Source organism: Maridesulfovibrio frigidus DSM 17176 (assembly GCF_000711735.1).
GTDB lineage: Bacteria > Desulfobacterota > Desulfovibrionia > Desulfovibrionales > Desulfovibrionaceae > Maridesulfovibrio > Maridesulfovibrio frigidus.
This window is the reverse complement of sequence record NZ_JONL01000002.1, coordinates 602,623-616,353: the sequence shown is the minus strand read 5'-3', so window position 1 is coordinate 616,353 and position 13,731 is coordinate 602,623. Positions and strand designations below refer to the sequence as shown.

14 protein-coding genes and 1 pseudogene are annotated in these 13,731 nt (G+C 42.6%); 11 read left to right on the top strand and 4 right to left on the bottom strand.

Annotated features, from left to right (window positions below; all coding sequences use genetic code 11):
* The first annotated feature begins 144 nt into the window (after nucleotides 1-144).
* The 8 genes and pseudogenes from BR06_RS0107065 to BR06_RS0107040 all read left to right on the top strand — a co-directional run bounded on the left by BR06_RS0107065 (nucleotide 145) and on the right by BR06_RS0107040 (nucleotide 6,845).
* Nucleotides 145-1,737: an ArnT family glycosyltransferase gene (locus tag BR06_RS0107065; protein WP_031481688.1), complete on the top strand. Its 1,593-nt coding sequence runs from the start codon at nucleotides 145-147 to the stop codon at nucleotides 1,735-1,737.
* A gap of 226 nt (nucleotides 1,738-1,963) precedes the next feature.
* Nucleotides 1,964-3,964, top strand: a complete 2,001-nt coding sequence (locus tag BR06_RS19670) for an RHS repeat domain-containing protein (RefSeq protein ID WP_051676955.1) — start codon at nucleotides 1,964-1,966, stop codon at nucleotides 3,962-3,964.
* A 429-nt stretch (nucleotides 3,965-4,393) separates the two neighbouring features.
* A pseudogene (locus BR06_RS20705) lies at nucleotides 4,394-4,573 on the top strand (RHS repeat-associated core domain-containing protein); the annotation flags it as partial.
* Between the two features lie 207 nt (nucleotides 4,574-4,780).
* Nucleotides 4,781-5,296 (top strand): polymorphic toxin type 44 domain-containing protein, encoded by a 516-nt coding sequence (locus BR06_RS19665; RefSeq protein WP_051676954.1) that lies wholly within the window; start codon nucleotides 4,781-4,783, stop codon nucleotides 5,294-5,296.
* Nucleotides 5,297-5,324: 28 nt separating this feature from the next.
* Nucleotides 5,325-5,783: a hypothetical protein gene (locus tag BR06_RS0107050; protein ID WP_031481682.1), complete on the top strand. Its 459-nt coding sequence runs from the start codon at nucleotides 5,325-5,327 to the stop codon at nucleotides 5,781-5,783.
* 4 nt (nucleotides 5,784-5,787) lie between these two features.
* Complete coding sequence (locus BR06_RS20930) at nucleotides 5,788-5,910, top strand: RHS repeat-associated core domain-containing protein (protein ID WP_084154055.1); 123 nt, start codon at nucleotides 5,788-5,790, stop codon at nucleotides 5,908-5,910.
* 293 nt (nucleotides 5,911-6,203) lie between these two features.
* Complete coding sequence (locus BR06_RS0107045) at nucleotides 6,204-6,440, top strand: helix-turn-helix domain-containing protein (protein WP_031481680.1); 237 nt, start codon at nucleotides 6,204-6,206, stop codon at nucleotides 6,438-6,440.
* Nucleotides 6,441-6,461: 21 nt separating this feature from the next.
* On the top strand, nucleotides 6,462-6,845 hold the full coding sequence (locus tag BR06_RS0107040; RefSeq protein ID WP_031481678.1) for a hypothetical protein: 384 nt from the start codon (nucleotides 6,462-6,464) through the stop codon (nucleotides 6,843-6,845).
* Nucleotides 6,846-6,966: 121 nt separating this feature from the next.
* Here BR06_RS0107040 and BR06_RS0107035 read toward each other — a convergent pair whose 3' ends face one another.
* The 4 genes from BR06_RS0107035 to BR06_RS0107020 all read right to left on the bottom strand — a co-directional run bounded on the left by BR06_RS0107035 (nucleotide 6,967) and on the right by BR06_RS0107020 (nucleotide 10,789).
* Nucleotides 6,967-7,626, bottom strand: a complete 660-nt coding sequence (locus BR06_RS0107035; protein ID WP_031481676.1) for a DUF2959 domain-containing protein — start codon at nucleotides 7,624-7,626, stop codon at nucleotides 6,967-6,969.
* 140 nt (nucleotides 7,627-7,766) lie between these two features.
* A complete protein-coding gene (locus BR06_RS0107030; RefSeq protein ID WP_031481674.1) occupies nucleotides 7,767-8,444 on the bottom strand; it encodes a CBS and ACT domain-containing protein in 678 nt (225 codons plus the stop codon).
* A gap of 184 nt (nucleotides 8,445-8,628) precedes the next feature.
* Nucleotides 8,629-9,912, bottom strand: a complete 1,284-nt coding sequence (locus tag BR06_RS0107025) for a peptidase U32 family protein (protein ID WP_051676953.1) — start codon at nucleotides 9,910-9,912, stop codon at nucleotides 8,629-8,631.
* Between the two features lie 19 nt (nucleotides 9,913-9,931).
* Nucleotides 9,932-10,789 carry a PHP domain-containing protein gene (locus tag BR06_RS0107020; protein WP_031481670.1) on the bottom strand — a complete coding sequence of 286 codons (858 nt, stop codon included), beginning with the start codon at nucleotides 10,787-10,789 and terminating at the stop codon, nucleotides 9,932-9,934.
* A 134-nt stretch (nucleotides 10,790-10,923) separates the two neighbouring features.
* On the opposite strand from BR06_RS0107020, the gene BR06_RS0107015 reads away from it, so the two are divergent.
* From BR06_RS0107015 to BR06_RS19660, 3 genes are all read left to right on the top strand, one after another.
* A complete protein-coding gene (locus BR06_RS0107015) occupies nucleotides 10,924-11,109 on the top strand; it encodes a Trm112 family protein (protein ID WP_031481668.1) in 186 nt (61 codons plus the stop codon).
* A 40-nt stretch (nucleotides 11,110-11,149) separates the two neighbouring features.
* Entirely contained in the window at nucleotides 11,150-11,584 is a 435-nt protein-coding gene (locus tag BR06_RS0107010) for an FKBP-type peptidyl-prolyl cis-trans isomerase (RefSeq protein WP_031481666.1), read from the top strand.
* 305 nt (nucleotides 11,585-11,889) lie between these two features.
* Nucleotides 11,890-13,731 carry an RHS repeat domain-containing protein gene (locus BR06_RS19660; RefSeq protein ID WP_031481664.1) on the top strand — a complete coding sequence of 614 codons (1,842 nt, stop codon included), beginning with the start codon at nucleotides 11,890-11,892 and terminating at the stop codon, nucleotides 13,729-13,731.

The window sequence follows — 13,731 nt, the reverse complement described above, 5'->3', positions numbered from 1 at the left end:
AATCTTTATTTGTCGTTTTTTCACCCCCGGATTTCGGGGGTTTTATTTTTTCAAATTATATATTTTATTTTTCGATATCCTGCTGGCAGGTTGTCAACTGTGGCAGGCTCGGATAAAAGTTTCCTCGCAAGGAGGTCATATTAAGTGTTATCATTAACAAGTTCGTTCAAAAATAAGCCCCTCATGTGGGCGTTTATCATAATAATTTTCACTACTTTTGCCCGTATCTGGTTCTTAGGATCAGGTCAGCTGAATTTGGTGCAGGATGAGGCCCAGTATTGGGACTGGACCCGCAACATGCAGCTTACTTACTACTCTAAGGGACCTCTGATTGCGTGGATTATCTCAACTTGGACTTCTATTTTCGGTAATACTGAATTTGGAGTCCGTTTTGGAGCAATTGTTGGCTCGGCGCTGACGCAGATATTGCTTTATTGGGGAATGTCCAAGCTTTGGGATCGCAGGTCTGCCGCTGTGTGGACCCTTGTTGTTTATAACTCCATGCCCGTTTTTCTCGCGCTTGGAATATTAATGACAACGGATAGTCCGTTTATTCTATGCTGGACTGGTGCAATATTCGCTCTATATTCATCAACAATACCGCACCCTCCGGGGCTTGAGCGCGACCCTAACGAATCCAGAACAACACCTTTTGTATTAGTTGCTGCTTTTCTCGCAATCGGGATTCTCGCTAAATATACAATGCTCGGGTTTACAGGACTTTCCGTTATTTACGGGTTAGTTTTGATGCGTAAAGAGCGCTTACCTCGTAGATTCTGGAAGAAATTGTTTCTAGCCCTTTCGGCTGGAGTTTTTGTAGGATTCATCCCAACTCTAATTTGGAATTTCCAGAATGATTTCGTAGGATACAAGCATGTCCTGTATCTTATTGGAGCTTCAGGAGATAGCGCATCGCAGTTAATACGGTTTGATAGAATTCTACCTTACCTTGGCGAGCAGGTCGGAATGGCTACTCCGTGGTGGCTAATATTTATGATTCTAGGCGGATTTGGCGCGGCGGCTGTTGCTTTAAAGAAAAACTCAGCGAATAAGCTCGGTCTTAATAATAAGCAGGCAGCTCTCCTTTCTGTATTTTTCTTGCCCGTATGGTTCTTCTTTCTCGCATGGAGCTTGCATACCAAGGTTCACGGTAACTGGGCAGTTATTTCATATGTCAGTGGAGTTATGCTCGCCGGATTAGCTTTTGATAAGTTTTGGTCCAGGCGCGGAAGTTTCCGTTCAGTTTGGCTATTTCTCGGCATCGTAATTTTTGGTGCTCTTCATTTCCAAAATTTAGTGCCTCTTCCAGATAACTTAAATCCGACTCACCGCTTAAAAGGGTGGACAGATTTGGGTGAGCAGGTTGTGGAATTAGAGAAAACCCAGTTTAAAGATCCCTCGAAAGTCTTTATTATGAGTGAGGAATACGACATGACTGCCGCGTTGGCATTTTATGTTCCGGGACAGCCTAGAACATACTGCGCGTGGATCGACAGACGTATGAATCAATATGATCTATGGCCCGGACCTCAAGATAAGCTGGGGTGGGATTCGGTATATGTAATTAAAAAGTTTAAAGAAACTCCAGATGATGAATTGGTTAAGATGTTTAAACGGGTAAGTGCACCAATTCATTTACAGACAACATTCCGCGGGAAACCAGCTCGTAAATTCACTATTTTCCTTTGCTATGATTACAATGGCTATTGGCCTCGTGATAAGCGTTTAAGATTCTAGTTTACGATAGTAACTGGTCTTTGATTTTATATTACCCCTTCGATGGATATCCATCGAAGGGTTTTTTTCATGCCTAAGTCTAAATAAATTACCTTCGCGGACCTGACTCGGCTGATTCAGGTCCGGCTTAAACGCTATCCTAAAAGTATTAAAGGATAACAGTAAGCAGCAAAACATGGAAAAGGTCCGTGTTCACTAAGCTTTCCATAAGACTAGAGGGTAAAACATGATTTCTCAAAATGGCGACAAGCTGAAAAAACAAGCGGGGTCAGAAGTACAAAACCATGTCCAAACACGTGAACAATCGGCTCAACAAAATCCTATTGTAGGAAGAGATGCGGAATCCGGCACAGGTGAAAACATCTTTGACGAGCAAGAAAGAGATTCCGCGCAGGATGATCATGGGACCAAAGCCGTGGACAATTACCAAACTAAAGAATTTCGCACAGGTAGAGAAAATGTCTTTGCCATGACGGCGATTGATAGAGATCACAACGGCAGGATAGATTACACAGCATTGCTCATATCCCCTGCAACTGTATGCCGTGAATATCAGTATGACCTAGGCGGCAGACTCAGCAAAGTGATGTACGGAGATGAAGTCGTAGAGCAATATGCATATGGAAAATACGGAGAGAGGCTAACAGACGTAACAAGCAAAACTAAGCCTCGTAAATTTGTATACAACGATAAACTTCAGCTTATCCAAGCGGGGGAAGTTAAGTATTCATACAACAGCAATGGTAGGCTATCTATGAAAATGGATATGGGGGACGTAACGACCTATTATTACACAGAGTCTGGCATACTTAACGAAGTCCGGTTACCAAACATGCGCAAAATTCAATATATCATTGATCCACTTGGGCGCAGAGTTGTTAAGAAAATTAACGGCATCACCATTGAATCATATTTGTGGGATGGTATGACCACGCTTGTTGCGGTATGTGACGGGCAAGGCATGAACCATAAAGCGTTCACCTATAATGAAGAAGGTGATCCTGTAACTATGACTTATCAGAATAAAACGTACAATCTAGCTACCGATCAGGTCGGGACAATATTCATGGTTGCGGACGAAAGGGGTAATGAGATAAAAGAAATTATTCATGATTCGTTTGGTAATAAAGCTTTCGATAGTAATGAAGAGTTTGATACGTGCATTGGGTTCTCTGCTGGGTTGTTAGATAAAGATACAGGGCTAGTTCACTTCGGCTACCGCGACTACGACTCCACCATCGGCAGATTCATAACTCCCGACCCTATCGGTTTAGCTGGCGGGGATGTGGATGTTTATGGGTATTGCTTGGATGATCCGATTAATTTTCATGATAGAACTGGGTTGGCGGGTCAGAGTCAGGAGTCGAAGGACGAATTGGCCGAGACTGTGATTAACGAGCTTATTAGCACTAAAGCACCAAGCGTTACTGCTAGCGAAGAATATAAGAAGGGTAATGTTGAGGGGAGTGGGATTCAGAAGAAAGGGAAAGCACCCAAAAGCACTAAACATGCTGGCGTGGACAGTGTTAAACGTCCTTCTGAAAACGGTAAAAACAAAAAGACTAAGCACGCAGGAGCGGACAAGGTTGACCGTTCCCCAAAAAATAAATCTACTAAGTTCGCTGGTGCGGATAAGCATGGAGTTCCATCCCGACATGAGAAAAAGGCCGGAGTGGACAATTCCAGTACCAACCCAGCGGAAAAGAGACTTGCGGGAGCGGATCAAAATGAACAATCTTTAAAGAACAACTCAAAGCAAAAATATGCTGGTGCTGATAAAAACGGTATACCGTCCCGACAGAATAAGCTTGCTGGTGCAGACAGGACTAAAAAACAGAAAGAGCTGGAAGCTAGAATCTATTACGGAGATAGTATCACAGGACATTTATGGGTTGATCCAGGAGATGGCACTGCAAATGGAAAACACCCTGATGGAGAAAAAGCTGTAACCATTTACGGTAAAGCCGATATGCGCAATGAAACTGACGCTAAATTTGATAGGCGGGTTAGGATAAGAGTTTCTCCAGAAGAATCGAAGGCAATGAGAAAAGCTCTTGATGCGAGATCAGCGAATAAGGACGAAATGTATATTCCAGGATTCGAAGACTGCGTTGATACGGTTGGGACAACTCTTAAAGCGGGTAATATAAAAGCCCCTAGCGGTTTTAAAAATCCATTTCCCAAAGGATACATAGAAGAACTTGGGAAACTACATAAAAACAATTAACTGAAAATGCTGACTTGAGGAATAATCAAATGTCCTCAAGTCAGCATACTTTATAAATATGAAAAAAATCTTTTTATTATGGTTATGCACAATAGCTACAGCAGAAATATCGCTTTTACTTAGAATGGTGGCAAAAATTGAACCATTCGGATTCGACCTCTATTGCATAGCATTATTGTCCAACCCATTTGTCATAGGTTACAAAGGCGTAGAGGACTACTTTTCGCTGCAATATATTAAAGCTTTCTTCAGCGTGTATTTTTATAGCTTATGTTGGATTACAGTCACAGCACTGTGCTTCAAATACAGAAACAAGCATGTAATTATAAAAACACTACTATATCTTCTTGCTGGGATTTATTTAGCACCTGGAATTTATGTTTCTTTGACTAGCCTACTCTTTTAGCTACTTTTTCCGACAAACTTTCCATAAATTTTCTGGGTTTTTTTACGGAAAATCATGCTCAATATACCGATTTAGTTCACTTCGGATATCGCGACTACGACCCCACCATCGGCAGATTCACAACTCCCGACCCTATCGGACTAGCTGGTGGGGATGTAGATGTTTATGGTTACTGCCTCGATGATCCAATTAACTTCCATGATCGCACAGGGTTAGCTGGTCAGAGTCAGGAGTCGAAGGATAAATTAGCCGAGACTGTTATTAACGAGCTTATTAGTACTAAAGCACCAAGCGTTACTGCTAGCGAAGAATATAAGAAGAGTAATGTTGAGGGGAGTGGGATTCAGAAGAGTGGAAAGCCGCCGAAACAAGCCGGAGCGGACAGAGCTTCGCCCTCTGAACCAAATAGAATGGAAGGATTAACTTCATCCACTCAGCGAACATTAAAACTTAGTTCTACTGAGAGGAATAGGCGCGATGCGCAAATAAGAAAGATTAAAAACGACACTGATACTGAATTCCATAAATACGAAGGAATTCCTGTTGGACCAGATGGCGTGAGTGTAGACAAGAACATTCAAGAGGCAGAAGAATTTGCTGAATCAGTAAAGGATGACAAATTAGGTTCAATAAAGAAATTACGGTACATTTATGATAAATACGGATCTGGGAAAGAAAAAGATTATAAAAGACAAGGCCGTGAAAATGAAAGATTTGGCAATTTTAACTTTGGAGCTGCAGCTAGAGCATTGGGCCTTTCAGAAGAGGAAATAATGCAAGGTGCTGGTGCTTACCAAGTTATAAGTGGAACATCGAAAATTGACTGGAGAAATTCAAACTTTGATGACCCAAAAGACCAATACGATCTTAAAAAAGGCTCAAAATACTATGAACAACTTAAAAAGCATAAGAAACAAACTGACTAGCTTCAACTTGGCACCGCTAGGATGGTTTGTGTTTCTGTATTATTCAATCTTTTTCTTGATTGGTATTTATGCACTACAAACGGTATGGCTCATAATCTATGCGGGACTATTTCCAAGCTTTGTCGACAATTTAATTTATGCAGTTACATGGATTATTGTTTATCCTTTTTCTGCTTTTATGATGGTAAAGTGTTTAATAAAGAATAGTTCAAACATAAAATTACTTAAATGGTTTTCTTTTATGTGGTTTATTGCAACATTCTGGTCAGGATGGTTTTTTTTGCTTGATCGCCCAGATGATTATGGAGCAGCAGCGCTCTTTAGCTTCCACATACTTTATGCATACCCATATTTACGCCTAGCATTTTGGGGAGTTGCGGGCCTACTCTTATTGCCCATTGTTCCGTTGTTTAACTTAACCCTTTTCCTCATCGCATGGAAAAAGCCACAGTGGTTTTACAAACAAGAAGCACAATTAAAAACTTAAACACATTCTAACACAAAGCCCCGCACCCAAAAAGTGCGGGGCTTACTATTTGGGACACCGCGACTACGACCCCACCATCGGCAGATTCATAACTCCCGACCCTATCGGTTTAGCTGGCGGGTCCTAGATAATACCGCACAAAAATAAATCCCTCTGAAGTTTAATGCTTTAGAGGGATTTCTCGTTAAATTTTACAGAAAAGTTAAAAAATGTAGAAAATTATTTTCAATTTACTTTGGGGATGCAGAGCATTTTATAGCGTTTTGATCGTTATTTTGTGTGTAATTCTAATGATTTTGATACATGTTGGAGTGTTGTGGCAGATAACAGTGAGCAATAACAACATTCTTTGACATCTTTTGACAAATGATGTCATAAGAGCTACAGCGTTGTGTAATACTGAAAACTTAGGATAAGTATTTGACTCCGTCGCCAACACTATACACGGTGCGTGAGATCGCTGACACGCTTCGAATTCATTCACGAACAGCTTACCGGCTGATTCAGGAAGGGAAGATTCGTGGTATTAAGGTTGGCAGTCAGTGGCGCGTTCCAGAAAGTTCCTTACTGGAATATATTGAATCCGGCTTGCAGGCTCCGCACAGTAAGGCGAAGGATGATAAGAAAAATTCTAAACAACTCAAACTGCCCATTTAAGCAGAATCACTGGATGTAAGTATGAAAAAAAAGGCGAGACTTAAACGAGTCACTTTGGAAAATGATTTCGGTGGTCCGATCTCTTTTGCGGGGAAGCTTCAAAATGAATCCATGAATTATTGTGAAGGTGGCGGAGAGCTTGTTTCAGAGAAAATTTTTCTGAGTGAAAAAGGGCGCACTGGCTACTCTGTTGCAACTAGAAATAAGGATGTGCGTGAAAAGCGTGCTTATCTTCTGGAAGATCAGGGTGAAATGTGCTTGGTTTCAAACGGCTCAATTCTGTTAGGCATGGATACTGATAACTTGCTCACATTTTTTGCTCAGGCATTGAGCGAGGAAGGTGTTGAGGCCTTTAAGGATGAGTTGGAACATGTCCGCAAGCAGCTGGAAGCCGTTAACGGTTAAGCTGATAAAGATGGTTTCTGGGTGGGCTAGCTATTCTTAGAAATAGCGTTGATAGTATTACGGTGCTGATAGATATTGAATTTAATTTGAGGGGAAGTCGTTATGACTTCCCCTCTTTTTTTTAGCTGTTTTTCTTGAGCTCTTTAAGGAATGCATCCGCTTCGTTAATTGATTTCTGCATGTCGGCAATGAGTCTGCCAATGTCTGTTTCAAGCGTGCTTATCTCTGACTGAAGGGAGGCAATAGCCTGAGCGTTCAGGTTGTGCTTAAGGTAGAGAACCTGATCACGGAAAGCATTAAGAACAGGATCAATCTTCTTTTCGGCCCTACGCATAGCCGAAAGTAGTCGCTTAAATTTACTCTTGGTCTTGGAAAGTTTGACTCTGCTATCATTTCTAAGCTTAGTGTTAGTGTATTTGGAAAGTTCATCTTTCCATTCAGAGAACAGGTCGTTTCCGACTTCTTCAACGTTATCTATTCGTTTCGTGACTTCTTTGGCTGCGGCTTCACTGTGTTCAAATTCGTCGTTAAGGTTTTCATATACTTCCTGAAGGTCACCGCCGTGGAACCCGGTCAGTGCGCTGAATTTTTCAAGTGCGCTTTTAAATTGTTCGCTGGCTTCTTCCTGAGATTCACGGGCCTTCTCCACATCGGATACTAGGATGTCACGCTTGTGGTAGCCGAACCCTTCCATAGTTTTATAATAAGTGGACTGGCAGCCGGAAAGAGCCAGAGTTAGGGCAATGAGAATGATGTATGTGCTTTTGCGGCTAGTATGCATAAAAGTCCTCCGAAGTAATGTGTAACGCCCGGTAGCGCGTAATATGACGCTCTACATATAAGGATCATGGGGTGTTGTCAAAAAAGAACCCCCGACACATTACATGTCGAGGGTTTATTGAATTATATATGTGAGTAATCTTATGAAGTCAGAGCGTGAACAGTGTCACGAACCCAGAACATCATATCGAAGTTTTTGTCGATTCCTTCACGGACTTTATTCAGCTCAGCCTTCTCCATATCATGTATACGGATGAAAACTTGGCGGGTGTGTTCCTGAGAAGGTTCAAATGCGGTCAAAATGGACATCACACGTGCGCCGTTGTCTTTCAGATAGTCGAGCACTTCGTTGAGAGATCCAGGCTTGTTAGAAAGAGCTAGTCCCATCTGAACGCCGCCGTGAAGTACTCCAGTAATGTTAATGAGAACTTTGAAAACGTCAGTGTTAGTGATGATGCCTACGCATTTGTTATCAGCATCAACAACTGGAACTCCGCCGATTTTATTTTCATCCATCACAACAGCAGCTTTTTCAACGGTATCATCAATGGATATAGTGAGAGTCTTGCGTGTCATAATGTCTTTTACTTTAATTTCGGAGAGCAGATAGTAAAGCTCATGCATATCAAGTGTAGTAGCTTTAGAAGGTGAAGCTTCTTTTACATCACGGTCAGAAATAATACCGACGAGCACTCCGTTGTCGTCAACGATGGGCAATCTGCTTATTTCTTTGTCTTTCATGAGTTTAGCAGCTTTCATCATTGAACGTTCTGGTGTGAGGGTGATAACATCGTTGGTCATCCAGTTTCTAACAAGCATTTGAGTTCTCCTTGATTTTACATAAGGTCATGATGGTGTTTTATAAAATAATCTGCAGCTGAATGCAGGATAGTTCCGCTTAATAACGACCGCTGTCGATCTTAATACTTCTATGATTATATAAACAAATCTCTTCGGTCAATCATAACCGCCTAAAAGGGTGACTCTTCTGAATATTTACCCGCTATGCTCTGCGCACAAAATATCCGACTTTGATATCGGGTTGATCTGTTCTGAGTACAGCTTGTGTTCCGGAATGGATAACATCCTTGCCCTCTCCGTGAATAGTTTCAAAGGAGTAAGTGCCTGTGGTCATTGCGGGCCTTTGCAGTCCCGGGACGAGCACTTCGGTGTTCCGTTCAAGTTCCCAGCGCGATTTCACCGATACAAGCCAGCTGTCATCTCCGCGTTTTTCTAGAATTCTCGCAACGATGGGCTTACGTTCTTCTGTTGTCGGCGGCTGAGCTATTGTGCTTGGCCCTGATGTTTTAAAAAATGCGGTGCTGAGCGGACGGGTTGCGGCATTTCTAAGCTCAAACATGGTCCGTGCCGGCAGAGGTTCACCTGTCTTAGATGCGTCGATGGCGGACCTGTAGACATCCGCGACCTGCGCTATGTAGGAGGAACTTTTGGTTCTACCTTCAATTTTAAGGGCGGCAATGCCAAGCCTTGAAAGCCAGCGCACGTATTGAATCAAACAGAGGTCTTCGGCTGCGAATATCTCTGTTTGACCTTCATGCTCAAGAGCTTCCCATACATCGGTGCCCGGGCGTGTTTTTTCTTCCACTCGAAGTCCTGTTGCTTTGTATTCAAAGCGGCAAGGGTGCGTGCAACGGCCCATGTTGGCGGATCTGTTGTTCAACCATGAGCTTAAGAAGCAACGCCCTGAGATGGCCATACACATAGCCCCGTGTACGAACATTTCCAGCTCGATTTCAGGACAACGTTTTGCGATGTCGGCAACGTCTGTGGCTGAAAGCTCTCTGGCTAGATTGACCCTTGAGGCTCCGAACTCTTTCCAGAATTTTGCGGATTCGCTGTTCCCTGTATTGGCCTGCGTACTGACATGAATAGGGATGTTCGGTAAAATTTGTTTTGCAATCCGTATTACGCCCGGATCCGCGGCAATTATTCCGTCTGGCGGACATGCGGCAAGCTTCTCCAGATCCGCCTTGGCAAGATCGAGATCCCTTTCACGGGGGTAAGCGTTGATGCAGAAGTATGCCTCAACATTGTTAGCCTTGGTCAGCGCAAACGCTTCTGGGAGTTCTTCCCACTGAAATCCCGCTCCGGCTGAGCGCAGGTTGAGGTCTCCAGCGCCAAGGTATACTGCGTCTGCTCCATAGGTAACAGCTGCGGATAGCTTTTCCATGTTTCCGGCAGGGCAAAGCAATTCGGGCATTTCGCTATCTATAGGTCTCATGGACTTTGGATTATCTGATGAACTTTCTGTATTTATTTTATTCATGGCTCTTTATGGCAATAGATTAAATTTCTAGGCCTTTGGATTGCCTGAGGGATTTAAGGTCGTCAAGCACACTATCGTGTACAAACAATTTTCCCGAGCCGCGCCCGAGCTTAATTTCAGGCTTAACATCTCCGTGAAAGTCGGAACCTCCGCTGGCAACGAGATCATACTTACGGGCAAGTCGTTTGCATATCCCCATCATTCCCGGTGTATGGGAATTATAGTATACCTCAATCCCATCAAGTCCTATTCCCTTAAGTTCCTTAACTTTTCTGTCTAGAACAGCTTCATCCTTGCTCAGTAAAAAAGGGTGGGCAAGAATGGATGTTGCATTGGTAGATTTCAATAAATGCAGAGCCTTTTCAGGCGGAAGACTGTTTTTAGGGATGTAAGCCTTTCCGTTTTTGCCTAAATAATTCTCAAAGGCCTCATCAAAAGAATGTACATATTTTTTTTCAAGTAAAATTTTAGCTATATGCGGGCGACCTACGGTTCCGGCTGCATTTTCCAGAACTTCTTCCATGGTGATATCTACACCGATATCTTGAAGCTTTTTCACCATATCAATGTTTCGTGTGGCTCGCTTTTTAATAACGGCCTCAAAAGTCTGCTGTAAAAAAGCTGAATATGGATCAACCCAAAGCCCTACTATATGAAGTACCCCGACGTCAGACTCTACACTCAGCTCGCACCCCGGAATGACTTCAATGCCGTGCTTTTCTCCGGCTTTAACGGCTTCAGGCAAACCATTTATAGTGTCATGATCGGTAAGCGCAATAGCGACGAGTCCTGCTTCTTTGGCGGCAATAATTAACTCAGTAGGGGTTAAGGTCCCATCTGAGGCTGTCGAATGAGTATGAAGATCAATTCCAGGCAACGTTTTCTCCAAATTGTGAGCAGAATCGGGTTTTTTATGTCATTGATTCTTTTATACCATAAATGCGGACTTGAGGAATTTGTTTTCTCTAGTTATAGGGTACGGATTAGACAATATGCAAGGAGTACCTAGAAATGGCTCTGAATAAAGAATTAGTTGATATCCTCGTTTGTCCCAAGTGCAAAGGTGAGTTGGAACTTTTAAGTGGAGAAGTCGGCCTTAGTTGCAGTGCATGCAAAGTCGTTTATCCCGTAAAAGATGAAATCCCCATCATGCTTGTTGATGAAGCAATTCCCGCTGATCAGTGGGAAAAGAAGTAAATTTTTAAAGTAGAACAAAAACACACAGAAGGAGTTTTTCATGTCTCAGGCTAAAGATGGCGATAAGATTCGCGTACATTATGCGGGTTCTCTCGAAGACGGAACAGAGTTCGATTCCTCATACAAAAGAGGCGAGCCTCTCGAGATTACTCTCGGACAGGGTATGCTCATCAAAGGATTTGAAGATGCAGTTGTTGGCCTTGAAGCCGGCGGTAAAGTAAAAACTACTATCAGCCCTGAAGATGGATACGGTCCTTACCACGACGAGCACACATTTGAAGTAGATCGCTCTCAGGTGCCACCGGAAATCAAACCAGAAGTAGGCATGATGCTACAGGTTAATACCGATCAGGGTGTTACTAACGTGACTATTAAAACCGTTTCTGATGAAAAAGTAGTTCTCGACGGCAACCACCCTCTCGCTGGTCAGACAATGATCTTCGAAATTGAATTGGTTGAAATTCTCGCTTCCTAAGCATTAAAAATATGAGGGAACGGTTTCGTTTCCTCGGACAACCTTGAATAAAAGGTGCACTGATTCAGAATATTTTTGAATTACGCGCAAAGTTTATTTTTAAGATTGCATGATACCCCCTTGGACATTTGTTCAAGGGGGTATTTGTTTTTTCTGCAATTAAAAACAAGGCCGGACCTGAGTCGGCTGATTCAGGGCCGGACTAAATGGTATTCTCTCCATATTGGTTGAAACAATTTACCGCGTGAAATCCAGAATTGGTCTGGATATTTTACGAGGCTAATAAAACAGTATGGAGAATTAGAATGAGTGATTTAGATGGTTACTATCTTAGAAAAAAGGAGCAGAGCGAACTTCATATGGGTGAGATTCTGTATCATAAGTCCATGAAACCAGAGGAAAAACTTGAGAAATTGTATGAGATCGTAGAGCCGATGGAATTCGGCGTTGATCCGAATGCAAATTATCAGCAGCGCTTTTTTTCAGAGTTCAACAACTCCGAAAGAATGTATCCTAAAATGCTGAAAGGTCAGCGCAAGTCTCTTTGGGATCGCAGATATAGCGAGATGGAAGACCTTATCGAGACACGCAATAAAGCGAAATCTCAGGTCCACACCAATTTCATGTTGAGCAATCCGGAATTGGAGCTAGTTAAGGACCTGCACAATACAGAATACGGTAAAGGATTAATGGCAGAAGTGGCGAGAAATCAGCGGAGACGTCCTGAATCAGGAACTGGCGAATCTATCCATGATGAATTGGAACGTGATTCTGTAGACATGGAAGCCATACCGCAGTTTCAGTCGAAGCCGTTCATGATTCCGGGGAAGGATGAATCTTTCGCGAAGCTTGACCTTGAAAGGGATGATAACGGTAGGGTAATTCGGAGATCGTTTGATGTTTACCCTATAAAAATCGAATACCGGTACGAATATGATGGCGAGGGTAGGCTTAAAAATGTTTATTGCGATCGCAACACTACCGAAGATTATCGCTACGGTGAGTACGGCGAAAGAATCGCGATTGAAACTTACCGTGGAAGACCGAATAGATATACTTACAATGACAATCTGCAACTCGTGCTGACTGGTAAAATTAAATATAACTATGATGACAAAGGATGTCTGATTTCGAGGAATGAATTCGGTGAAATTACTCAATATTCGTACTTAGAATCAGGACCGCTTTGTGAAGTGATTCTGCCGGATGGTAAGCGGATTGAATACACTTACAACGCTGTCGGACAGAGGGTTTCTAAGGCTGTTAACGGTAAGATTGTCGAGACTTATTTGTGGCAAGATTTGACTACGTTGCTGGTAGTCGCTGACGAGAAAGGCAATAATGCGAAGATCTTTAGGTACGATGAAGAAGGCGATCCGATCGGTATGATTTACCAAGATAAGAAGTATCTTTTTGCCACTGATCAAGTCGGAACGATATTTCTGGTTGCAGATGATAAAGGTAATGAGCTAAAACGAGTTATATATGATTCGTTTGGGAATCTACTTGTCGATACAAATAAGAAGTTTGATACCTGTGTAGGATTCGCAGCAGGGCTTGCAGATAAAGATACAGGGTTAGTTCATTTCGGATATCGTGAATACGATCCTCGCATCGGCAGATTTATAACTCCCGACCCGGTCGGTTTCGCTGGCGGGGATGTGGATGTATATGGTTATTGTCTGGACGATCCTATTAATTTTGTGGATCGGACGGGGTTGGCGCAGGTCCATGAAAGACGGTTGAAAGGCCTTGAGTGGTTAGATGGACCGATTGTCAACGGCATAAAAGAGGGTCTTAAAAAATCTCCTATGGGGGTAATTTATGCTCCACTTGACGGTCTCGTTGACAAGGCCCTTGATGTCGCAAACATCAAGCTTAAACATGAATATATAAAGTATGACAAGGCAGATGAAAGTAAAAACGAAAAGTCAAATTCGGGATTTTCGTCAACTGGAGTTAAGCATGACGAAAAAGGAGATTCGACTCCGGTAGGAGAACATTTTGATGACCATATTATGCGCCAAGCAGAGAAGAACATTGACAAAACAGGAAAGTATAAAGAAGGAAAATACAAAGTGGTAGGAAACAACTGTCAAGACTATACAGATGATGTGAGAAAAGAATATAAACGGCTACAGAATTAG